General features: G+C 53.2%; 25 protein-coding genes. 10 read left to right on the top strand and 15 right to left on the bottom strand.

Going from position 1 to position 21,950, the window contains the following annotated elements; genetic code table 11:
* Positions 1 to 20 precede the first annotated feature (20 nt).
* The 5 genes from ACI7RC_RS00125 to ACI7RC_RS00105 are packed head-to-tail and all read right to left on the bottom strand — an operon-like array spanning position 21 to position 4,879.
* The gene (locus tag ACI7RC_RS00125) at positions 21 to 1,559 is read right to left on the bottom strand and encodes an acyl-CoA carboxylase subunit beta (RefSeq protein WP_408106196.1); all 1,539 of its coding nucleotides are present in this window, start codon (positions 1,557 to 1,559) and stop codon (positions 21 to 23) included.
* A gap of 20 nt (positions 1,560 to 1,579) precedes the next feature.
* Entirely contained in the window at positions 1,580 to 2,353 is a 774-nt protein-coding gene (locus ACI7RC_RS00120; protein WP_019120718.1) for an enoyl-CoA hydratase, read from the bottom strand.
* Entirely contained in the window at positions 2,344 to 3,267 is a 924-nt protein-coding gene (locus ACI7RC_RS00115; RefSeq protein ID WP_019120719.1) for a hydroxymethylglutaryl-CoA lyase, read from the bottom strand. The genes ACI7RC_RS00120 and ACI7RC_RS00115 overlap by 10 nt, the downstream gene beginning before the upstream one ends.
* Positions 3,268 to 3,317: 50 nt before the next feature.
* Positions 3,318 to 3,530 (bottom strand): acetyl-CoA carboxylase biotin carboxyl carrier protein subunit, encoded by a 213-nt coding sequence (locus ACI7RC_RS00110; protein ID WP_019120720.1) that lies wholly within the window; start codon positions 3,528 to 3,530, stop codon positions 3,318 to 3,320.
* The gene (locus ACI7RC_RS00105; protein WP_019120721.1) at positions 3,527 to 4,879 is read right to left on the bottom strand and encodes an acetyl-CoA carboxylase biotin carboxylase subunit; all 1,353 of its coding nucleotides are present in this window, start codon (positions 4,877 to 4,879) and stop codon (positions 3,527 to 3,529) included. The genes ACI7RC_RS00110 and ACI7RC_RS00105 overlap by 4 nt, the downstream gene beginning before the upstream one ends.
* 208 nt (positions 4,880 to 5,087) lie before the next feature.
* Here ACI7RC_RS00105 and ACI7RC_RS00100 point away from each other — a divergent pair, with 208 nt between their 5' ends.
* The gene (locus ACI7RC_RS00100; protein ID WP_019120722.1) at positions 5,088 to 5,555 is read left to right on the top strand and encodes an N-acetyltransferase; all 468 of its coding nucleotides are present in this window, start codon (positions 5,088 to 5,090) and stop codon (positions 5,553 to 5,555) included.
* A gap of 51 nt (positions 5,556 to 5,606) precedes the next feature.
* On the opposite strand, the gene ACI7RC_RS00095 is transcribed toward ACI7RC_RS00100, so the two are convergent.
* Together ACI7RC_RS00095 and ACI7RC_RS00090 are read right to left on the bottom strand one after the other, a co-directional pair.
* Positions 5,607 to 6,233, bottom strand: a complete 627-nt coding sequence (locus ACI7RC_RS00095) for an RsfA family transcriptional regulator (RefSeq protein ID WP_019120723.1) — start codon at positions 6,231 to 6,233, stop codon at positions 5,607 to 5,609.
* 210 nt (positions 6,234 to 6,443) lie between these two features.
* Positions 6,444 to 6,815: a Spx/MgsR family RNA polymerase-binding regulatory protein gene (locus tag ACI7RC_RS00090; RefSeq protein ID WP_019120724.1), complete on the bottom strand. Its 372-nt coding sequence runs from the start codon at positions 6,813 to 6,815 to the stop codon at positions 6,444 to 6,446.
* Between the two features lie 207 nt (positions 6,816 to 7,022).
* Between ACI7RC_RS00090 and ACI7RC_RS00085 the strand changes: the two genes are divergently transcribed.
* Both ACI7RC_RS00085 and ACI7RC_RS00080 read left to right on the top strand, forming a co-directional pair.
* A complete protein-coding gene (locus tag ACI7RC_RS00085; RefSeq protein WP_019120725.1) occupies positions 7,023 to 7,739 on the top strand; it encodes a helix-turn-helix transcriptional regulator in 717 nt (238 codons plus the stop codon).
* 125 nt (positions 7,740 to 7,864) lie between these two features.
* Positions 7,865 to 8,134, top strand: coding sequence for a DUF2626 family protein (locus ACI7RC_RS00080; RefSeq protein ID WP_019120726.1), 270 nt, complete (start codon positions 7,865 to 7,867; stop codon positions 8,132 to 8,134).
* A gap of 27 nt (positions 8,135 to 8,161) precedes the next feature.
* On the opposite strand, the gene ACI7RC_RS00075 is transcribed toward ACI7RC_RS00080, so the two are convergent.
* Positions 8,162 to 9,268: a class I SAM-dependent methyltransferase gene (locus ACI7RC_RS00075; RefSeq protein ID WP_019120727.1), complete on the bottom strand. Its 1,107-nt coding sequence runs from the start codon at positions 9,266 to 9,268 to the stop codon at positions 8,162 to 8,164.
* Between the two features lie 186 nt (positions 9,269 to 9,454).
* On the opposite strand from ACI7RC_RS00075, the gene ACI7RC_RS00070 reads away from it, so the two are divergent.
* A complete protein-coding gene (locus ACI7RC_RS00070) occupies positions 9,455 to 10,534 on the top strand; it encodes a coiled-coil domain-containing protein (protein WP_019120728.1) in 1,080 nt (359 codons plus the stop codon).
* A 10-nt stretch (positions 10,535 to 10,544) separates the two neighbouring features.
* Here ACI7RC_RS00070 and ACI7RC_RS00065 read toward each other — a convergent pair whose 3' ends face one another.
* Positions 10,545 to 11,807 carry a CapA family protein gene (locus ACI7RC_RS00065; protein ID WP_408106195.1) on the bottom strand — a complete coding sequence of 421 codons (1,263 nt, stop codon included), beginning with the start codon at positions 11,805 to 11,807 and terminating at the stop codon, positions 10,545 to 10,547.
* A gap of 161 nt (positions 11,808 to 11,968) precedes the next feature.
* Between ACI7RC_RS00065 and ACI7RC_RS00060 the strand changes: the two genes are divergently transcribed.
* Positions 11,969 to 12,217 (top strand): type II toxin-antitoxin system PemK/MazF family toxin, encoded by a 249-nt coding sequence (locus tag ACI7RC_RS00060; protein WP_408106194.1) that lies wholly within the window; start codon positions 11,969 to 11,971, stop codon positions 12,215 to 12,217.
* Between the two features lie 87 nt (positions 12,218 to 12,304).
* Here ACI7RC_RS00060 and ACI7RC_RS00055 read toward each other — a convergent pair whose 3' ends face one another.
* Complete coding sequence (locus tag ACI7RC_RS00055) at positions 12,305 to 12,943, bottom strand: MBL fold metallo-hydrolase (RefSeq protein WP_408106193.1); 639 nt, start codon at positions 12,941 to 12,943, stop codon at positions 12,305 to 12,307.
* Positions 12,944 to 13,041: 98 nt separating this feature from the next.
* On the opposite strand from ACI7RC_RS00055, the gene ACI7RC_RS00050 reads away from it, so the two are divergent.
* Positions 13,042 to 13,536 (top strand): hypothetical protein, encoded by a 495-nt coding sequence (locus tag ACI7RC_RS00050; RefSeq protein WP_408106192.1) that lies wholly within the window; start codon positions 13,042 to 13,044, stop codon positions 13,534 to 13,536.
* A 7-nt stretch (positions 13,537 to 13,543) separates the two neighbouring features.
* Here the strand turns inward: ACI7RC_RS00050 and ACI7RC_RS00045 are convergent, their stop codons facing one another.
* On the bottom strand, positions 13,544 to 13,789 hold the full coding sequence (locus tag ACI7RC_RS00045) for a hypothetical protein (RefSeq protein WP_408106191.1): 246 nt from the start codon (positions 13,787 to 13,789) through the stop codon (positions 13,544 to 13,546).
* Between the two features lie 334 nt (positions 13,790 to 14,123).
* Positions 14,124 to 15,458, bottom strand: coding sequence for a PhoH family protein (locus ACI7RC_RS00040; protein WP_408106190.1), 1,335 nt, complete (start codon positions 15,456 to 15,458; stop codon positions 14,124 to 14,126).
* Between the two features lie 190 nt (positions 15,459 to 15,648).
* Here ACI7RC_RS00040 and ACI7RC_RS00035 point away from each other — a divergent pair, with 190 nt between their 5' ends.
* From ACI7RC_RS00035 to ACI7RC_RS00025, 3 genes are all read left to right on the top strand, one after another.
* A complete protein-coding gene (locus ACI7RC_RS00035) occupies positions 15,649 to 16,203 on the top strand; it encodes a YhcN/YlaJ family sporulation lipoprotein (protein ID WP_408106189.1) in 555 nt (184 codons plus the stop codon).
* Between the two features lie 187 nt (positions 16,204 to 16,390).
* On the top strand, positions 16,391 to 17,431 hold the full coding sequence (locus ACI7RC_RS00030) for an aldo/keto reductase (RefSeq protein ID WP_408106188.1): 1,041 nt from the start codon (positions 16,391 to 16,393) through the stop codon (positions 17,429 to 17,431).
* Between the two features lie 341 nt (positions 17,432 to 17,772).
* Positions 17,773 to 19,062 carry a helix-turn-helix domain-containing protein gene (locus ACI7RC_RS00025; RefSeq protein WP_408106187.1) on the top strand — a complete coding sequence of 430 codons (1,290 nt, stop codon included), beginning with the start codon at positions 17,773 to 17,775 and terminating at the stop codon, positions 19,060 to 19,062.
* Positions 19,063 to 19,120: 58 nt separating this feature from the next.
* Here the strand turns inward: ACI7RC_RS00025 and ACI7RC_RS00020 are convergent, their stop codons facing one another.
* Positions 19,121 to 19,573, bottom strand: a complete 453-nt coding sequence (locus ACI7RC_RS00020) for a pyridoxamine 5'-phosphate oxidase family protein (RefSeq protein ID WP_408106186.1) — start codon at positions 19,571 to 19,573, stop codon at positions 19,121 to 19,123.
* A 138-nt stretch (positions 19,574 to 19,711) separates the two neighbouring features.
* Here ACI7RC_RS00020 and ACI7RC_RS00015 point away from each other — a divergent pair, with 138 nt between their 5' ends.
* On the top strand, positions 19,712 to 20,047 hold the full coding sequence (locus ACI7RC_RS00015; RefSeq protein WP_408106185.1) for a DUF5665 domain-containing protein: 336 nt from the start codon (positions 19,712 to 19,714) through the stop codon (positions 20,045 to 20,047).
* A 5-nt stretch (positions 20,048 to 20,052) separates the two neighbouring features.
* Here ACI7RC_RS00015 and ACI7RC_RS00010 read toward each other — a convergent pair whose 3' ends face one another.
* Together ACI7RC_RS00010 and ACI7RC_RS00005 are read right to left on the bottom strand one after the other, a co-directional pair.
* Positions 20,053 to 21,408 carry a hypothetical protein gene (locus tag ACI7RC_RS00010; RefSeq protein ID WP_408106184.1) on the bottom strand — a complete coding sequence of 452 codons (1,356 nt, stop codon included), beginning with the start codon at positions 21,406 to 21,408 and terminating at the stop codon, positions 20,053 to 20,055.
* A 285-nt stretch (positions 21,409 to 21,693) separates the two neighbouring features.
* On the bottom strand, positions 21,694 to 21,950 hold a 257-nt coding region (locus tag ACI7RC_RS00005; protein ID WP_408106183.1), incomplete at its 5' end, for a zinc ribbon domain-containing protein.

The raw sequence follows: 21,950 nt of genomic DNA, 5'->3' as shown, positions 1-21,950 counted from the left end.
GTGGAAAATGGTTTTTGGCTCTATACCGGGTAGACGGGATGCTTGCGGTCGGTAAAACGCTGCGCTTTGCTGCTGTACACCTGATAGCGGCTGATCAGTTCTTCGCGCAAATGCCCGGGGGCGACGATGCCGTCGACGATCAGATTGGAGGCCAAGAGGTAAATGTCGATGTCCTCTTGATACAAACGGCGCTGCTCCATGATAAACGCCTGCCGCTCCTTGGGATCTTCAATCGCCTGGATCTTGTTGCTGTACACGGCATTCACGGCTGCTTCGGGTCCCATCACGGCAATCTGCGCTCCCGGAAGCGCCAGACACGCATCCGGCTCAAACGCCGGGCCTGCCATTGCGTACAGCCCAGCCCCGTAAGCTTTGCGGACGATCACAGAGATTTTCGGCACGGTAGCCTCCGACACCGCCGAGATCATCTTCGCTCCGTGGCGGATGATGCCTGCCCTCTCTACCGCGGTGCCGATCATAAACCCGGGGACGTCTGCGAGGAAGAGCAGCGGGATGTGGAAAGCGTCGCACAAATTGATGAAGCGCGCCGCCTTGTCAGCGGAATCGACGAACAGAACTCCGCCCTTCACCCGCGGTTGGTTGGCGATAATGCCGACCGGTTTGCCGTCGAGCCGCGCCAGTCCGGTAATCAGTTCCGGTGCAAACAGCTTTTTCACCTCAAAGAATGAGCCTTCGTCGATCAGGGCGTCGATAAAGTCGTACATGTTGAAAGGCGCGTTTTGGTTTTCCGGGACGATCGACGCCGGGTCCTTCGCTTGCGGACTCGGTGGTTTCGCTGCCGCGGCCGGGGGCTGCTCCGTGTAGTTGGCCGGAAAAAACGCCAGGTAACGGCGGGCCGCCTGAATCGCTTCTTCCTCGCTCGCCGCCAGCACATCCCCGCAGCCGCTCACCGTACAGTGCATCCGGGCGCCGCCTAATTCCTCGAGCGACACTTTTTCCCCGATGACCATCTCCGCCATCCGGGGCGAACCCAAGTACATGCTGGCGTTCTGCTCCACCATGATCACGATGTCGCAAAAAGCGGGGATATAAGCCCCGCCCGCTGCAGATGGCCCAAACAGGATGCAGATTTGCGGAATTTTTCCAGACAGCTTCACCTGGTTGTAAAAAATTCGTCCCGCTCCGCGCCGGCCGGGGAACATGTCCAGCTGATCCGTAATGCGGGCGCCTGCCGAATCGACGAGATAGATCAGCGGCACGCGCATTTTTTCGGCCGTCTCCTGGATGCGGATGATTTTTTCCACCGTACGCGAACCCCATGATCCTGCTTTGACGGTGGAATCGTTGGCCATGACACAGACGGTCTGTCCGTTCACCCGACCAATCGCGGTGACCACGCCGTCAGCCGGCAGGTCTTTGGCGAGGAAATTGGCGAACAGGCCGTCTTCTACCATAAACTCATCATCGAACAACAAGGTCAGCCGGTCGCGAACAAACAGCTTGTTCTGCTCCTTCAGCTTCTCGTGGTATTTTTGCTCTCCGCCCCGCTCCACTTGTGCGATCCGCTCGCGAAGCGTCTCCTCCCATTGTTTGCTCATCTGGACCCTCCTCTTTCTCTTTATTCGCCGCGGTATACCGGCTTCCGCTTTTCCTGGAATGCGGCAAGGCCTTCCAGGCGATCCTTGGTCGGAATCGTGACCTGGTAGGCGCTGCTCTCGATTGCGAGGCCTGTCGCCAGGTCTGTCTCCATGCCGTAGTCGATGGCGTATTTGGCCTGTTCCAACGCGATCGGCGCGTTCATGGCGATCTCTTTCGCCAGCGTCAGGGCAGCCGAAAGCACTTGCCCCGCCGGAACGACGCGGTTGACCAAGCCGATGGCCAAGGCTTCGCGCGCCGTGATCCGCCGGGCAGTGAAAATCAGCTCTTTCGCCTTCCCTTTTCCCACCAGCCGCGGCAGCCGCTGGGTTCCGCCCGCGCCAGGAATGATGCCGAGCGACGTTTCCGTCAGGCCCATTTGCGCGGTCTCGCTCATCACCCGCAGATCACAGGCCAGCGCCAGCTCCGTCCCGCCGCCAAAGGCTGCTCCGTTGATCGCGGCAATAACCGGTTGAGGCAGGCGTTCCAGTTCGCTGAAGGCATCGCGAATGGCGCGGATAAACACTCGCACCTGCGATTCGCTCATCGTCCGCCGCTCCTTCAAGTCCGCTCCGGCGCAAAACGCCTTGTCGCCCGCACCGGTGACGATCACCACTCGCACATCCCGATCCGCGCTCAGTTGACTCACCTGCTGCCGCAGCATTTGCACTGTCTCAAGATTGAGACAGTTGTGCACTTCCGGCCGCTCGATCGTCAGGATGCCGACCTGCTCCTCTCTTTGCAGGGTTATCGCCATGAAGAGTCTCCTCCCTCACTTGTCCGTTTGGCCGCACAATGGGCCTGCAGCATCCTGGAAGGCAGCTGTCGCCCCAGGCGGCTTTGGATGTACTGGCCCGCTTCCGCCAGCCGCTCCAGATCGACGCCGGTGCGATACCCCATCCCGTGAAGCAGGTAAACCAGATCTTCGGTCGAGATGTTGCCTGCCGCCCCCGGTGCATAGGGACAGCCGCCCAATCCGCCGAGCGAACTGTCAAAGGTGCAAATCCCCTCATCCAGTGCGGCTGTGACGTTGGCCAGACCAGTGCCGCGGGTGTCGTGGAAGTGGGCAGCCAGCCGTCCGGGAGTAAACGCTTTCACCAGGACGGCAAATTTTTCCCGGACCTGTTTGGGAGTCGCCACCCCGATCGTATCCCCGATCGATACTTCGTAGACACCCATGTTTAGCAGCCGCTCCGTCACTTTCACCGCTGCCGAGACAGGCACATCTCCTTCGTAGGGGCAGCCGAACACGGTCGAGACGTAGCCGCGCACGCGCAAACCCATGCGTTTCGCCTCCTGCACCACCTCTTCCAGGACCGGATATGTCTCGGCGATCGATTTGTTGATATTTTTCCTGTTGTGGCTCTCGCTGGCCGACATGAACACGGCAATTTCCGCAAGTGCCGTCCCCCGGGCCCGCTCCAGACCGCGAAGGTTGGGCACGAGCGCGCTGTAGGCAACCCCCGGCTGCCTGGCGATGCCGCCCAGCACCTCGGCTGCGTCGGCCAGCTGCGGAATCCACCTCGGATCGACGAACGAACTGGCTTCAATAAAGCGCAAGCCCGCTTGCGACAAGCGGTTGATCAGCTCGATCTTGACGTTTGTCGGCACGACAGCCGTTTCGTTTTGCAGGCCGTCGCGGGGGCCTACTTCGACGATGCGCACATCCATTTCGCTACCTCCTCCGGCAAACCTAGCGGCCGCTCAGAATTGACGCAAAATTACTCCAGGACAAGAATGACGTCGCCTTCATTGACAAAATCGCCGGCGCTTACCTTTACTTCCGCGATTTTGCCATCTGCCTGCGCCTGAATCGGCACTTCCATTTTCATTGACTCCAGCAGGATGACGTCTTGTCCGCTGCTGACCGTATCTCCTGCCTGGACAAGCAGGCTCAAGACTGTGCCCGCCATGTTGGCTGTGATGTTTTTCATTGCCCAACGCTCCTTTTACTGTTTTTTCGCTCAATGAACTGTGTCGTGTAATCGCCGGCTTGAAAATCCGCATCAGCCAATACTTCCTGCAAAAACGGCAGGTTGGTCTTGATCCCGTCGATCTGATACGCCGCCAGCGCTTCTGCAGCTCTCGCAACGGCTTCGCCGCGCGTCGTACCGCTGACGATCACCTTGGCGATCATCGGATCGTAGAACGGAGAAACCTGGATGCCCGCTTCTACCCCATCGTCGATTCGCACATGCGGCATGACCGGGGGCTGGTACCTGACGATCCGGCCCGGCGACGGCATAAACGTCTGCGGGTCCTCGGCGTAAACGCGCAGCTCAATCGCGTGGCGAAGCGCTTTGACGTCCTCCTGTTTCAGCGGGATCGGCAAACCGCGGGCAATATCCAACTGGATCGCCACCAGATCGAGTCCGGTCATCTCTTCCGTTACCGGATGTTCGACCTGCAGGCGCGTGTTCATCTCCAAAAAGTAAAACTTTTTTTGCTCGTCCATGATGAACTCGACGGTCCCCACACCGGTATACGCTACAGCGCGCGCAGCTTCAACGGCGGCCCGGCAGATTTTTTCGCGCGTTTCCTGATCGAGAAACGGGGATGGGCTCTCCTCCACCACTTTCTGATGGCGGCGCTGGATCGAGCATTCCCGCTCCAGCAGATGAAGGCAGTTGCCATGCTGGTCGGCGGCTATCTGCACTTCGATGTGGCGGGGGTTTTCCACGTATTTCTCCAGGAACATCGTATCGTTGCCAAAATAGGCCTTGGCCCGTCCCTTGGCAGATTGAAACGCGCGGCGCAGCTCTTCGTCGTCGCGCACGACCTGCATGCCGATTCCGCCGCCGCCCGCACTCGCTTTCAACATCAAAGGGTAGCCGAGTCCCTGCGCTTTGGCGACCGCTTCCTCCGCTGTCTCCAGCTGCCCTTCAAATCCGGGAACGACCGGCACGCCGGCTTCGCGCATAATCCGCCTCGCTGTCACCTTATCGCCCATACTCGCAATCACGCCGGCAGGCGGCCCGATAAAGGTCAATCCCGCTGCCGTGCAGCGCTCGGCAAATACAGCGTTTTCCGACAGCAGCCCGTAACCGGGATGAATGGCATCCGCTCCGGCTGTCTGGGCCGCTTTTATCATGGCGTCAATATTTAAATAACTCTGGGCCACGGGCGGCGGTCCGATATGCAGAGCCTCGTCCGCTTCCCGCACAAACGGCATTTCCTTGTCCGCGTCGGAGTATACGGCTACCGCAGCTACTCCCTGCTTGCGGCATGTTCGGATGATCCGGCGGGCAATCTCTCCGCGGTTGGCGATCAACACTTTTTGCATGGCGACTCTCCCTTCTTTACCTTGCTATCACCTATTTTGCCATTTCTTCGGGAATTGTTCTAGCAGAAAATTTGAAATTGTGTGCACCATGACAATAACATTTCCTTCCAGTGTTTCCTTTGCAACTCATTGGAGAAATTGTCACATCATTCGTGTATAATAGAAGAGGATACCACTGAAGGACTGGTTCGGGAGGAGTGCATGATCGATGTATGAAGTAGAACGGTTGCGCATTAACTACAAGACGCTTGAGGAATTCCAGAAATTTCGTGAATTCGGCCTGGAAGAATTGTCGATGAAAGAGGACCTGGAAGCCAACATCGTCGAAAACGATTCCGATTCTCCGTTTTACGGCATTTATTACGGCAATCGGCTGGTTGCCCGCATGAGTCTGTATAAAATAGACAGCAAGTACGACCGTTATTTCAGCCCTGCCCAGGATTACTACGAATTGTGGAAACTGGAAGTGCTGCCGGATTATCGAGGCAAAGACTTTGGCACGGCGCTGGTGAACCATGCGAAAAGCTTCGGCTCTCCGATTAAAACCAACTCGCGCTGCCGGGCTGACGAATTTTGGACCAAGATGGGATTTACCCCGGTCAAGTACAACCCGATTCGCGACCGCGGCGAAAACCCTTACGTCTGGCTGCCCGAAGGCGTTGGTTTGCAAGACTGAACCGACATGAAAAAAGACCCGGTCTCTCGGGTCTTTTTGCTGTCTGCAAGCTTATTCGACACGTTCAAGGTTTCCATTTTCATCCATCTTAAATACCGGTTTTGCGCCCGCCTCCTCTTCTTGCAAAAAGGCCAGCTTCCGCGCCCTCTCCATGATTTGGATGAGTGCTTTGTAATCGTCGTTTACTCCCTGAACGCCTTCCAGTTCTTTCTTGTATTTGCTGTTCTGTTCCTTTAGTTCGTTGACCTCCCGTTCCTTGTCTTCAAGCTCTCGTTCCAGCTGTTTGAGTCGACGGATGATTTCCTTTTGGTTCATTAATACACGTATCGCCGCTTCAATCTGCTCTTCCTCGTTATTCTTTGCGGATGACGCTGCCGTTCCCTTGGACAGCGGTTTTAACGTATCCTGTTCTTCGGCAAATTCTGTATGTACCGCCACCCTGCCAATTTTTTTCAACTGCTGCCGCTGGCTTTTGGCGATCGCAATGGCCGCCTCATACCGCTTCCTGACCGCGCTGTTCCAGCGAAAACCGCAAGCTGCAGCCGTCCTGCCCAACCGCTGGCCTACCTCTTCAAAAGCCGCAAGTTGAGTTCCGCCCTCGCGAATGTGGCGGAGCGTGACTTCTGCAAGCACCAAATCGTCATCTTCTGTCCATGCATCCTGTCTTGAAGCTACCATATAGAACGTCCCTCCCGTTTGCCATTGAGGTTAATGTACTTCATTCTATGCTTTTCCCTACTCTCATAGAATCTCTTTCTACTAGAAAAGTATCTCCAAGCCCCATGTGCTTTAAACGGGAAGGGACTCTATTTTGACTCTTTGGGCAGACTAGCTAGCTTTTTGCAGGAGAGACATAAAAAACCGCGCTGTTCGCGCGGTACATTGGCTTTACGCCAACAGCGATTTCATGGCGGATTGGTTGTAGCCGATGATGACGTTTTCTCCGTCGGTCAGGATCGGCCGCTTCAACAGGCGAGGCTCTACACTGAGAAAGTCGAGCAGCTCCGATACGGTCATTTCGTTAATGTCAAATTCCAGCTGTTTAAACTTTTGGCTGCGGGTCGACAAAATTTCGTCCGTTCCGTTGTTGGTCATTTTGATGATCTCGAGCAGCTCCCGGGGAGTGGGCGGATCCCTAAAGAGATGGCGCTCCTCGTACGCCACATTGTTTTCCTTCAGCCATGCCTTGGTTTTCCGGCATGATGTACAGCTCGGATATGTATAGAAAGTCAGCTTTTCCTTGTTCATACTTTTTCCCATGACAACCCCTCCTATCCAGAAGTAAATATGATAAGGTTCATCCCTTACTTTTTTCAAGTAAATTATATGACTCCTATAAACACTATGTCAATAGTGTTTAATATATTAATTATCTTTTTGTTTTGTTTCCCAAAACAGTTTCAAGCTTAACAATCCGCGTAAAATCAGCTACACTAATAAGCGAAATTGAAAACAAGGGGGTAGCTCATGGACAACAATACTCAAAAACTGACGAGTACGCTAGCCGACCCCACCCGTTTCGCCATTTACCGTTTTATCGCCTCCCGCGGTCAAGCTGTAACCGTGCAAGAGGTAGCCGAGCATTTTTCCATCCATCCCAACGTTTCCCGCTTGCATCTCGGCAAGTTGGAAGACGTCAACCTGCTGCAATCCACTTCTGATAAATCGGGAAAGGGCGGCCGTCCCAGCCGGCTCTATTCTCTCTCTGATCAAGTCGTCAGCTTGCAGTTTCCGCCGCGCGATTACCAAATGCTTGCCAACATCGCCATCGAAAGCCTGATGTCACTGGGAGACGTGGGTGAACAGGCCATGATAAGCATCGGGCGGCGAATGGGGACCGAAGCGGCCAAACAGGCGCTGCTGGCTGACAGCCTCGATCCGCGCAGCATGTCCTTTGAACAAGCGCTGGACCACATTCACCGCCTGATCCTCGCACAAGGGTTGAACCCGGAAATCCATGTGCGCGGCGAGGACCAGATATGCTTTCGCATCCACAACTGCACGTTCCTCGACTCGGCCAAGCGGTTCCCCACGCTCGTCTGCAAGATGCATAATTCGATGCTGACCGGAATATTTGAGGTGTACTTTGGGGAGATTGAACTACAAGAAGAAGACTCGTTCATCAGCGGCTGCAGATCCTGCAATTACACGCTGGTGCGGATTCAAAAGCCATTCGGGCGGTAGCCGCGGCGCTTCCGTCCGTTGTCATCAAACCGCCATACGTTCTGGTTTACACAGGACATAGTGTCCTTTATAATGAGGAAGGAAATCTATCCGCTATTCATCGCTGCCGTAAAGGGGGGATACAAATGGATCGCATGTATCGTGTACTCAGCTTCTGGACATTGGTAATCGCCATTATGGCCTACTGGGGCGGGCTTATGAAGATGTCACTTCTGTTCTTCGGTTTAACTGCCATTTTCCTGTCATTAAGCTATATGAAATTAACCGAACGAGCGTACTTACAAATTTTCTTCGGGTTCATGTTCTTTTCGTTTGTCGGTTTCACATATTATACATTCTTCGTAATGCCGCCAGCAGGTGCAGGCGAACAATCCCTCTCCCTGCTGCTGATGTAGGGCGTAGGCAAAGAAAAAAGGATGCTCCTAACGAGCATCTTTTTTTTGTGTCAGCACCCGGAATGTCCCTCCCATGCCATCCGGGCTGATCAACTGCCGAATCGCCTGATTGCTGCGCATCGCCTCGCTGGTAAAAGGGTTGGTGTCTTGATGTTCCCGCAGCTTTTGCAAAATCCCCGCCTTGACCAAAAACTGGCTTTGACTCTCCAACGAGACAGGGACCAGCCCGGCCTCCTCCCCCCACTTCATCAGCGCCGAAAAATTGACGTGGGCTGTGATGTCCTGTTCCCCGACGAAAACGAGGGGATCGTCATGGGCCCGGTGCCGGTAGTAGCATTGGAGCGTTCCGCTCATCCGGCGGGCAGAGTACAGCTCATCCTGCAGACCGCCGTAATCGATGGTGATAACATACCCCCGCACGAGCATTCGGGACACCTCGTGGATCGCCCGGCGCATCCCCAGATTGATCTCCAGCTGCATCCCGGTCGGGAGGGCCAGTTTTTCTTCTGCCAGGTAGTCCGCCGCCTCCGGCGTCAATGCAGGCAAATCCATCCACTTCAGGCATCCTTCCCCTTCGTCCCAGGTCACCCCTGCTTCCGTCCAGCCAGCCGCTTGCCGCTTCACCAGATGAACCGGAAAGGCGTCGAACCACTCATTGGACAGGATGACCCCTTCGATCGCTTCCGACTGCACCGCTTCTTCCACAGCGGCATACCAGACGACGTCCGCCTGGCAGCCGGCCAACGCCTGGCGCTGGCATTCGCGGTGATACGGGCTGGACTCAATCATTACCAGCCGCATCCTGTCGGCCAGCAGCGGCGCGGCCTCGTATATGCGGGCCGCCAGATGCTTCATCAGGATCCCGGTGCCGCCGCCGATCTCGACCAGTGCAGGCCGGCTGTATCCTTCCTCCTGCCAGATGCGGATGATCGCATCAGCCAGGGTTTCGGCAAACACCGGATGCACCGTGGCACTCGTATAAAAATCGCCTTCCTTGCCTACTTTCACTTTTTCCGACATATAATAGCCGTAATCGGGGTGGTACAACGCCAATTCCATAAATCGGACAAACGGGATTGCCCCTATTGCGCTTCTTCTGATCTCATCGTGGATGCCGCGAACGGCTTGATTCATTTTCGGCCCTCCTGCCATCCGTTTTTTCACTTGTACGTGCAAAAAATCATCAAACCGCTATAATGGAACAAGCGGCATTGTAACCGTCTGACGAAATAGAGTTTTCTGAAGCGTGTGATGAGATGGATTGTAGCATGCCGGGCAAACCGGAATCAAGCTTCCCAGAAAACGGTTGAAGGTGAACGTATGCGAAAATGGTTGTTCCTGCTTCTCGCCCTGTGCCTCGCTGTCGTGCCTTGCATCGGCTGGGCGGAAGAAGGTCAAACACTTGAACAACTCATCCTGCAAAAACATTTTACCCAAAAAGAGCTGGAGCGCAACCTGACGATTGTCAAGGCAGAAGAACAGGCCTTGCTTGACGAGCTGGCCCAGTTGGATTTGCAGATGAACCGGCAGGCTGCGGTGATCTCCGCGATGCAGCGGCGTGCCGGCCAGATCACCCGAGCTTATTACACCGGCGAGCGGGTCTCGCTTTTAACGCTGTTTTTTAATGCGAAAAATTTCAATGACATTCTCATGCTGTCGGAGTTCTTGCAGCGCCTGTTTGAGCAGGATATGAACACGTTGGCCAGCTTCCAGTCCGAACGGCAAAAGGCGGCCTCCCTGCTGGCGGAAAAGCAGCAGCGGCTGGACAAGGTGAGGGAATTGCGGGCGCATTTTGAGCGCCAATTGGCACTCATCCTGCAATTGGAAAAGGAGAAAGAAGAAAAGCTGAAGCTTGTGGGTGACGTGACTTCCATGGAATCGCTGATGGATCATCTCGTCACGGACTGGCGCAAACGGGGGCTTCCGGCGTTTCGCAGTTACTTTGGCGTATTGGCCCAGGTGATGAACTCTCTGCCCGAGCTGGTCACGTCTGACCGCTTCAAATCCAACGGCCTGTTAACCCATACGCTGACGATCGGCGAAGCTGAGTTCAACGAGTTTCTCGCCTCCAAAAACGAGATCTTCAAACAGTCCCACTTTCAGTTTTCCGACAACCAGTTGACCGTCGACGGGGTGTACGAGGACATCCATATGAAGATCATCGGACATTACGAGCTCGTCTCCCCGACAGAGCTGCGATTCAAGATGACCGACCTCTACTACGACGGCTTTGAACTGCCGGAATCGACCATAGCAGAGATGGAAAAGGAGTACGATTTGGCATTTTACCCCGCAAAGATCGCACCCAACATCCAGGTCGAAAAGTTTTCGCTCGAAGACCAGGAGCTGCAGCTGCAAATCAAAATCGGTTTGTCCTTTGACTTTGGGGCAAAACGATAGGCCAGTTTCGTCAACTGGCCTTTTCTTTTGGCTGAAGAGACTCTACGTGTCTTTGTATCTCTTTGTAGATGCTGTCCATTTTTTGCAGGACCTGGGGTGTCAGATGCGTCTCTTGCTTGTTTTGTCCGACCGCTTCCTGCGCATACGGCAGCGGGTAAATCACGTAGTTTCGCTTTCCCCCTGTCCGGTAAAAGTGCACATAGGTCGGGACCACCTTCGCCTCTTCCACCGCCGTGCGCCCGTCTGTGCCCTTGTGCAGGACGAGCCGCAAAATCACGCCTGCATCCTTGTAATCGCCGCGCTGGGCGGAGATGAAGTTGCCGAGCGAATAGATCGCGAAGACTTTGCGCTGTACTCCGTCAGCTCCTGTGACCGTCCGCCACTCATACGGTTGAACCACGTGCGGGTGCGAACCGAGCACGATATCCACTCCGGCTGCAAAGCACTGATCTACCCATTGGCGCTGTATCGAATTGGGCATCCGCTGGTACTCCGCCCCGAAGTGAAGGGCGACGGCGACGACATCCGCTCCCAGTTCGCGAGCCCTGGCGGCGTCCCCTTTCAGCAGTGCCTGGTCGTACAAATTGACCAGATACGGCTTCCCTTCCGGAAGCGGAATGCCGTTCGTGCCATAGGTATAGGCCAATACCCCAATGCGAATTCCGTTTTTTTCCAGAATCAGCGGTTCGTTCCGCTGCTCGGCGCTGCGAAACGTCCCGGTATGGGGCAGCCCCGCTTGATCCAGTACATCCAGTGTGTGCAAAACGCCCGCTTCGCGCCGGTCGAGCGAGTGGTTGTTGGCTGTGGTGACCGCAGTAAAGCCTGCCTGTTTTAAGGTTTCCGCCAGCGTTTCCGGTGAATTGAACTCCGGGTACCCCGTGTAACGCCGCTCCTTGCCCGCCAGCGTCGTCTCCAGATTGCCGATGAGGATGTCCGCCTCCTGAAAAATCGGGATCACTTTCGCGAAAGACGGGGCGAAGTCGTAGCTTTTCCGCTGCTCATCCCAAGCTGCCTGCAATTGTTCATCGTGCACCATGATATCTCCGACGACCATCAGGGTCAGCCATCGATCCTCCTGCGGCTCCGTTTCTGCCGGTTCAGGTTCAGACACAACGGGCGGGTCCGGCAACTCGGGGGTTGTCTCGGCATTGTCCGGGACTGCGGTTTGAGGAGCAGGCGCGTTTTTTTCTCCGGTGCCGACAGATGCCGGAACCGCACACCCCGACAGAATTAGGCAGGCCAAGACAACGGCCATGATCTTTACACCATTCATGTTTACTCTCCAATTCCATTCGTTTTCCATGAGCTATGTACTAACTTTCCACACGAATCGACATCTTCCTGCTATTTCCTTTTTTCCGGATCTGGAAAGAAACGATTCTGCCTCCTTGGCGTCTTAGTGAGTAAAGGCATGATCAATGAAGGGGTGATTCTATGAAGGATACCTCGAGCAAGTTCATCAGACTCGGATTGCTGGTCCTGTTGTGGGGGATTCTCTTCAACCTGGAAGGACGTGGTGATTTGGTTGCCTTTGACTTTGACCCGCAAGCGGGACATGAACAAACCGGCCGTCGTCCTGCCATTGTGCTGTCCGAAGCGGATTTTAAAATCGTGGGGAATGTCAACGCTGAATCCGAATGTATGAAGGCTGTTCTTCGCAATACTCGATCAATTCTGGCATAACTTTGAATTATCTTTCAGATCAGATGATCTTTCCATTTGAAGAAGCATCCCGGCGCAAGCATGGCGTCCGGGATGCTTTTGCTGCTGTCAGCGCAGCAATCCAGTGACGAACGGATTGGTCATTTTTTCGGTCTCAACCGTCGTTTTCGGGCCGTGCCCGGGGTAGACAATCGTGTCGTCATCCAGTTCAAACAATTTGTCCTGAATGCTGATCATCAGGGTCTCAAAGTCGCCTCCCGGCAGGTCCGTCCGGCCAATTGAGCTGGCAAACAGCACGTCGCCGCCAAAACAGTGCTTGCCAATCACGAACGAGCAGCTTCCGGGAGAGTGGCCGGGCGTGTGCAGGACCTGAAAGCTCATCCCCGCCAACTCCAGCGTCTGTCCATCCGTGAGCTCGTGCTCGGCTGGCTCGCATCGGATCTCCTCCGACAGGCCGAACCGGGCGGAACCGTTCAAGCGCGGATCTGTCAGCCAGGCCATCTCAAGCGGGTGAACGTATACAGGCGCCTTCGTCAGACTGCGGAGTTGATTCAGTCCTCCGATGTGGTCAAAGTGGGTGTGAGTCAAAAGAATCGCCGCGACTTTTTCTCCCTTGACAGCATCCAACAGCGCCTGTGGCTGCATGCCCGGGTCGATGACGATCGACTCGCCGGTCGTCTCGTTTTTCACGAGGTAAGCGTTCGTCTCAAGCGGCCCCAAGGCAAATGAGCGAATTGATATAGACATGCCTGTCTCCTCCTGTTTTCTTGTACCCCCAGTAAAATTCCGGTAAAATGAGAAGGGATTGAATCCATAGTAGCAGAGAATGACGAGGTGAAACAATCATGCGGCACATGTTTGGGGTGGAAATGCAGATACCCAAGGGCAAACTGCCCGGCTTTTACGCACAGGTCATCCATAAGATCGGCGATGCGGTGGCGGTCTTCGACCGCGATCAGCAGTTGTTGATCGTCGAGAGCGAGACTGAACGCGACAAGCTGCTGGCCATTCTGTCAAAGCACGACATGGTCGCCGATGAGTTCGGGCTCTGGCTGGTTCCCGAGGAGATGGATGTGCCCCTGCTGGACGATTACGGCTTTACCAGCGTATCCGGCCGCCGCTATTTGTACGATCACCTGGCCGCCCCGTTTGCCGTCCCCGATCAGGCAGGCGCTGACAAAGACCGCTGGGCCGCGCTGGAGCAGCTACGCGAGCACCTGATCGGCACCCCCCTGCAGTTGGATGGCGGATCTGTCTGCTTCGCCGACGCCAGCCAGACGGAACTGATCGAGGGGATTGCCAAAGCGTTTCAGGTAACGGTCGAGTGGCAATCCGTTTAGACAGTTCTTATTGCGCCTGCTTCTCTTCCTGCTCATATATTTCGATCAAGTAGTTGACCCTTCGCTCGACACCTCTGACTGTTTTAGCAAGGTGATCGACCTCTTTTTTTGTCCGGACAAGATCTCCAATAATAAATAACAACGAACCCATGACCAAGCCAAAAGCGATGACGCCGCCAAAGATCGGCCCTAGAAAAAGCAAGCCATAACCGGCCAGCGAACAGACGATGACGTTAACAATCCATTTCCCCATCTGATTTCCCTCTCCATTTTCTTCCTATTCTACTCAACGGCAAGACCCCGCGGCAAGCCGGAAAACAAGAAACCGCCTCCGAAAAGGAGACGGTTATGATCGAGTCCGGTTGTTTTGGGGTGTTCCGGTTATTCTCTTTGGCAGTTCTACCTCCATGATAGAGTCAAACACTCAAAGAGCTGTTCGGCATCCCTCAACATGACTGTTGTCAAGCGGTGACCCATCCACGGCAGTTCGCCTCCCTACAAGCTGTTGCTTGCAAAGCTGGATTGTCTTAAGACCACCGGACCCGATGATCATAGTATGGAGCGCTGGGTGAATTTTATGCATCCCGCTATAAAATATCGGCAGCCAGCTGCGCCAGGACGCTTCGCTCGCCCTTTTCCAGCTTGATGTGTCCGGCCAGCTTTTGATTTTTGAACATCTCCACTACATACGTAAGGCCATTGTTGCTCTCGTCGAGATAAGGATGGTCGATCTGCTCGGGATCTCCCATCAGAACGATCTTGGAAGCTTCCCCCACTCTCGTCAAGATCGTTTTCACTTCATGCTTCGTCAGATTTTGCGCCTCGTCAATGATGATGAACTGCTCAGGAATGGAACGGCCGCGAATGTAGGTCAGCGCCTCTACTTGAATGCTGCCCATTCCTGCCAGTATTTTGTCCAGATCGCCGGTTTTCTTCGTATTGAACAAGTATTCCAGATTATCGTATATGGGCTGCATCCAGGGACGCAGCTTCTCCTCCTTTTCGCCCGGTAAAAAACCGATATCCTTCCCCAGCGGGACAATGGGCCTGGCGACCAGCAGCTTTTTGTACTTTTGCAAATCTTCGATCTGCAAAAGCCCTGCCGCCAATGCCAACAGCGTCTTGCCTGTTCCTGCCTTTCCGGTCATCGTCACCAGGGGAATCTCCTCGCGCAGCAGCATTTCGATGGCCATTCGCTGCTGTGCGTTCCGCGGCTTGATCCCCCAGACCGGATCGTCGCTGACGACGAGCATCTCCAACATTTTGGCGTCTGCGTCCACCTTGCCGATCGCCGAAGCGGACGGGTTGCACTGATCTTTCAAGATCAGAAATTGGTGAGGGCAAAACGTCTGGTTGGGAAAATGGATGGGAAGCGGCAATTTTCTGCTTGTGTAAAAAGCTTTCAAAACCTCCGGCGGGACCTCAAATTTTTCATATCCCAAGTAGAAGCTGGAGTACTCCCTGACGACCCGATCGGAAAGAAAGTCCTCTGCCCGCAATCCAAAAGCATCCGCCTTCACCCTGATCAGGGCATCTTTGCTGACGAGGATCACAGGCCGTGGAGCAGCGGTTTCATCCTCCTCCTGCTGCAGGTTGAGGGCGACAGCGAGAATCCGGTTGTCGTTCGTCATTTCGTGAAAATGGGACTGCAGTCTGCTCATGGAAGAATGGTTCAATTCCACGCGTACGATCCCGCCTGTCTCGAGAACGACCCCTTGGTCAAGCCGTCCCGCTTCGCGCAGTTTGTCAAGCAGGCGAGCCACATGCCTGGCATTTCTGCCAATTTCATCGGTATAACGCTTTTTGGCGTCGATCTCTTCCAAAACGACTGACGGGATCACAACTTCATTGTCAGCAAACGAGTAAATCGCCATCGGATCCTGCAGGAGTACGTTTGTGTCAAGGACGTAGATTTTGTTCAAGATCTCGCCTCCCATTATCCATCTGTATATAGTTTATGCAAATGCAATGATGATGCTCAGCATGCTTCATGGCGAGTGTAGTAAAAGTGTATGTCGTCCGGAAGGGAGATAGACGGTTTCCGAATGAAATTGAACCTGGTGGCAAACACTACGGGTACTATCTGCTTCTTTACAGAAAGGATGGTATTCGTTGAAACGTATTGCAGCTTTACTGGGAATCTGTCTGCTGCTCAGCGCTTGCCGCACAGCAAACGTACCTCCTCCCAGCACACAGCAAGCGCCACCCAATCAGACACAGACCCAACGCGTCCAGCAAACTGCTCCGCAGCCTGCCTACAATCAATCTTCTCAGGCGACGGCAGACCGTTTAGTCCAGATCGCATCACGCGTAAAAAAGGTTCAAAAGGCAACCGCTGTCGTCCTCGGCAAGTACGCTGTCGTCGGAATTACAGTGGATCCGCAATTGGACCGCTCTGAAGTCGGCGTAACCAAATACAGCGTGGCAGAAGCCCTCAAACACGATCCCCAGGGCGCCAAGGCGGTAGTGACCGCCGATCCGGCCGTCGTCCAGCGGCTTCGCGAAATGTCCGACGACATCCGAAACGGACATCCTGTTGCCGGCATCGCCCAGGAGCTCGGGGACATGGTGGGAAGAATGATGCCTCAGCTTCCCCGGGACGTGGAGCTGCGCGAACGCCCGACGTCGCCGCGGAACCCCGAGAAGGTCCGTCAGGGAGGACGTTAAATTAAGAAACGCTGCCTGCTGCCGGTTGGTTAGTACCGGCAGTACCAAGCCTTCCATTCAGCCGAAGCGAATGGGAGGTTTCTTTCTTTCACAAAGCTGTAAGAAAACGGATGCCGCTTATGATGTTGTCCGAGAATGGGAAATGATACAATGGGGTCGTGAACATGAACCTGAAGGAGAGATGGAGATGAAGTACAGAGCACTCCCAGGAACAAGCCTGACAGTATCCGAGGTAGGCTTCGGAGTCTGGTCGGTCGCAACCAAGTGGTGGGGCGTCTCCGATACGGAGCTGGGTAAAAAACTGCTCCGTTCCGCTTACGAGGATTACGGCATCACGTTCTTCGATACAGCAGATGTGTACGGCAACGGTCTCGGTGAGACAATCATCCCTGATGCGCTCGGTAACGTTCGCGATAAAATCATAATTGCTACGAAATTCGGCTACGATATCTACAACCTGCCGGGCGAGAGGAAAGGACACAGCGAGCTGCCGCAAAATTGGACAAAAGAACATATTCGCTACGCTTGTGAACAGAGCTTGAAACGGCTCCGCACTGACTACATCGATTTCTTCCAGCTGCACAATCCGCGGATGGAAGCCATTCACAGCGACGAGGTGGGCGAGGTGCTGGAACGCCTGAAAGAAGAGGGGAAAATCCGCGAGTACGGTGCGGCTATGGGGCCGGACATCGGCTGGAAGGAAGAGTCGATCGCTGCCCTGCGCCACGACGGCTACGCAGCAATTCAAATCATCAACAACATGGTGGAGCAAGACCCGGCCCGCGACCTGTTTGCCGTCGCCGACGAAGAAAAACGGGCGCTGATCGTCCGCGTCCCGCATGCATCCGGCCTCTTGGATGGGAGCTACGATCCGCAAAAGCACTTCGACAAAAGCGACCACCGCAGCCACCGCCCAGTCGAATGGATGCAAGCCGGTGTGGAAGTCGTAAAGGAAATGAGAGAAAAAGGACTGTTTGACGCAGCAAACCGGACGATCGGACAGCTGGCCATCCAATTTTCACTCTATCGCCCGTCTGTCGTTACGGTTCTTCCCAATTTTACCAGCGAGCAAAATTTAAAAGAGTTTGCCGGCGCGTCTGAAGCTGCTCCGCTTACCGACGCTGAATTCCAGATTATCGATTCCCTCTGGGTAAACGGCTACAACGAGAGACTGAAACAGCACATGTCCGATTCGAAAAGCAAACCGACGCCTGTTCTCCAGCCGTAAGACCCATCTAAAAAATAGAAATGCGCCTTTCCAAGTAGTCAGAAAGGCGCATTTTTTTATTTATGGCCAAACAGGCGAACTGTTGGTGGTGACTCCTCCTGAACCTGAACTGATGGGCCAGACTGGTGATTTGGCAGAAGCTCCGCCAACAAAACCGAATACAGCTGTAACCAACGCAACAGATAGGACGATAGCCCTAATTTTCTTTTTCACAATCAGCCACCTCTTTTCAAAATTTTAATTTTTCTCTTTACTATAACGATATTAACTGGAAAATATTAATATGTCAATTATCAAAAAATATTGTATAATAGTTAAAAATAGGACAAAGGGTGGAATGGATGACACAAGTAGGTAAACGTTTACGAGAATTTCGTAAAAATTTACGCATGACACAGGAGGACCTAGCCCAGGGTATCTGCAACCGAAGTTACGTGAGTCAGATAGAAAAAGGCCAAGTAATCCCTTCTCCCGAAATATTAGAGCAGTTGGCAAAGAGATTACATACCGATTTACGCGAGTTGTGGACCGAATCCCATAACCCCTCCTTTACCCAAGTGGAAATTCAAAATGCGCTGCGCCACATTGTGAACCGAATTGAACAAAAAGAGTGGGAAATTGCACGGAAATGGCTCTTGAAGCTGTCTGGCGTATCGCTATCTCCTCTTGATCAGGGCATCTATCTCTGGGCGAAGGGAAAAATCGCCGAGGCAGACAGACGACTGAACGAGGTTGAAGAATTATTTCTTTCCAGCATCGAACGAAACCGAAAATTAGATGACCCCATCCCGCTTATCCGTTCGTTGGATTCGCTCGGTTCCTTCTATTGCAACCACGATCAACCGGAAAAAGCGGTTACGTATTTGAACGAAGCCTTCCAATCCTTGAACCGGTATGAAGTAAGCGGACTCTTGCGGATATCCGTTTTATTTCATTTAGGGGCCATGCACGGCAAATTGGGAGAATATTATTCGGCGATTGAACAGCTTCACAATGCAGAGCACTTGAACAGTACATATGGAACGTTATATAAAAGCGGAGAGATTTTTATGGCGCTTGGCATTTGCTACTGCCATATCAAACGGTACGAGGAAGCGGAAAGGTATAATCAGCGTGCCGTCGCCGTATTCGAAGTCTCCCCAGACCCGAAACGCCTTGCCGGGGTGTATACGAATATCGGGATTCTTTACCGAGAAATGAAACAAATGGAAAAAGCTGTCGACTATTTGTTGAAGGCGATTCACTCCTATGAAAAACAGCAGGAGCTGCAGGGCAAGCACAACGCATCGATCGAGCTGGCCACCGTGTACAAAAGCCTCGGCCGTGTCGAAGAAGCCAAACAATTATGCCAATCCGTGATCGAAACCGGCAGCGACAAGGTATTGGCGGAAGGTCAGCTGGTTCTGGCAGATATTATGAGCGAAGCAGGTGAAGACGACGAGGCGCTCTCCCATCTGGAAAACGCCCTCGGCTTCTTTACGTTAAAAGGCATGCAGGACTTTCAAAGGAAAACCTACCGCCTGCTGGGCAAAATCCACATGAAGAACAAGCGTTATGAACAAGCGGCCCACATGTATGAGAAGTACATCTCCTGCACCCCTACTCCAATAGAATCAGCCCTTCTCGATTGAGACGGGCTGTGTTCTTTTTGCTCATCATATGCGATTCTGGCGTGCAATGCCGGCTGCGTTATTTCCGCAAAGCCGTCATCACTTGGTTATCCAGTTTTGCTGCGGCGTTTTTGTCATATGTCTTTTCATATTGCGGTTCTACAGAAATGCGCGAGCCGTAGAACATCACATCGCGAACCGTATCAATCGTCACTTCGATCATCGCCAGCTTCAACGGTACCTCTTCCATCCGCTCAACGGCGACCTTCGCGTGACCGTTAATGGAGTAGGTTGATCCATTCCCGATCAGATTGAGTACGACTTTCGGTTCTTTGTTGATATTGGCGATAATGCGCGAACGGTTATCTACTGCAAATCGGATTTGCTGATGGGTTGGGGCAAATGTCCAGGATATGGCACTCAGAGTGGGGGCACCCGATTCGTGATCAATTGTGCCAAGCAGGATAAAGCGCTCTTTTTGCAGCAGACTGTACAGCTCTTCGGACAACGATTGTGCTACCGTTTCGGCCATGATGTTTCCCCCTTTTTAGCAAAGTTTGTACCATTATTTTACCCGTGGCCGCGCCATATGGCAAATGCCTTCTTCACTTGCTTCCCTCATCCGTTTCTCTTACACTGGAAAAAATAGTACCTTTCGGGAGGTATTGTCATGTCCCATTCCTCTTCTCCGACAGAAGAGTTTTTGGTAAAAGTGGATGAGCTGCTGGAAGAACTAAAAGAAGTCCGCAAATTAAACGAGCGGATGGACCGGATTGCCATTTTTCTTCAGGAAATCGAACTTGCCGACGTGCTGTTAAATTACACAGCCCCGCGCAGGCTGCTGATGACCAATTTCTTGGCCGGGCTTGCGCGAGGCTTGGGTCTGACGATCGGGACCGCCTTGATACTTGGGCTGTTTGGCTGGTTCTTGGGTCAATTTTTGTCCATCCCCTTTATCGGGGAATACGTCCGCCAATTGCTTGACTACGTCAACGAGTACCGATAACCGAATTAATCTTCGTCATCATCATCGTCATCGTCGTCATCATGATGTCCCTTTTTATGGTCTTTGTTCTTTTTTTTGTCTTCCTGTTTATCATGTCCCTTGGCTTTTCCTTTGCCAGGCTTTTCGGCCGGCTTAGCGGGATTTACGGTATAGGCGATATCGGCCTGGGCGATCAGCTTGTCATCGCTGTACAGCTCCAAACGGACAGTCTTTGCGCTGTTAGAGCGGTCATGGTAAGAGATCTTTTCGTCAAACTGATTGTCCTTCAGCTTAACCTCGTGTTTTTTTCCATCCGGGGCCACTACATACAGCTTTACCTTCCCCTTGGCTGCAGTCTTTTGGGCTGAGATGCTGCCTGATACATGCAGTTCTTTGCGATTCGGAACGATCTCGGCTGTTCCCTTGATCGTATAGGTGAGATCGGACGGCTTGCCGCTGTTGATCGTAACCAGCTTGACAGTGGCACTGTCGACCTTTGTCCCGCCTTTATAGACCTCAATTACCGCCTGACGCTCATCGCTCTTGACTTTCAGCGTAAGGGTGAACGATCCAATCCCGTTCCACAGCTTCTTCACGTTTACCCGCTTTTTCTCTCCGCCGTAGGTGACGTACACTTCGTCAGCATCTGTGGAGACGATCCCTTTTACCTGTACTTCCCCTTTGGCCTGGTTATAGGTTCCCTCGGTAAAAATCAGCAGGTCATGGTCGACGACGTTTTCTTTATCCGTATTGACCCGAATTTTTTGCTCGGATACGACCTTGTCGCCGACATATGCTGTGAGCGTCGCGTATTTCGGAGTCGTGCTGTTCACCGCAGGGATGCTCAGCGTAAATTCGTTATCGGTGAAGTGCAAAATCTCCACTTGATCGCCGTTTGGCTTGGTAGCGACGACCTTCGTGACGTCATCAGCCACCTTGCCTTTGATGCGAATCGTGTCGTTTACCTGTTCGTAATCCAGTTTGACAAATCCGTCTTCGACCCCGTAGCGCACCTCGAAGTAAATATCCTTATAATGTTTGTAATATAAATCCAGCCATTCATCGTTGTGCTCGTCAATGTACGTGACCCACTTGGTATCCAGATGGATGTCTCCGGTGTCGACGATCAAATAGAGGTTATCCGTTTGGGTATTCAAAAGCATTTGTAAAAACTCAGGATTGTTTTTTTGCAAATCACTTAAATTGTAGCGGACGTATTCATGGTTATCCGCTCCAAAGACAATCTTTGTGGGCGTTGACGTGGTGCCGGACACGGCCAGGCCGCTTCCCGAGCTGGCCCACGCCCAGACGGGTGTAAATCCCCCTGCGATTGTCGCTGCTGCAAGTACCGTAAGCATCGGTTTCGTTAAAAGTTTCTTCATCTGTCTTCCCCTCTCTCACCTTGCTCATTCCCTCAGACGGCAGGGGTTGGAGAAAAGTTGCAAACAGAAAAAAGTTTTTTAGCAAGTGAACCTCCCCGACTTACTCGCTAACGCGAGTTGAAGTCGGGGCTTCTTACCATGGGCAACTTCATGTACCGATTGTAGATAGGGATTTGCCCCATCTACTCCATATCCAAATACGGGGTATCTGTGAAGTTGTCTTAGTAAGCAACCAATGTCTCTTTGAGACATCGGGGGCGGAACAGCCCATCTACTACTTCTTGCCTACGCAATCCGTAGATACTTCCTCTTGCTCTCTACATCAAAATGCAGGAATTCGCCATATAATGCTCGGCTGAGAATATTCCTGGCTCCGTGCAGATCCCGATGCTCGCTGTACCCGCACCTACAGCGATAATTCCTGGAAGCTGTTTTGTTCCGCTTCCCGCAGACAGGACATGTCTGACTCGTATACGATTCATCTACAAGATGGAGTTCGATCCCTTCTCGTTCCAGTTTATAGGTCAAATACTCCTTTACCT

Source organism: Brevibacillus sp. B_LB10_24 (assembly GCF_046036945.1).
Classification (GTDB): Bacteria; Bacillota; Bacilli; order Brevibacillales; family Brevibacillaceae; genus Brevibacillus_C.
The sequence above is the reverse complement of the archived record's forward strand: the minus strand, read 5'-3'. Positions and strand labels throughout refer to the sequence as shown.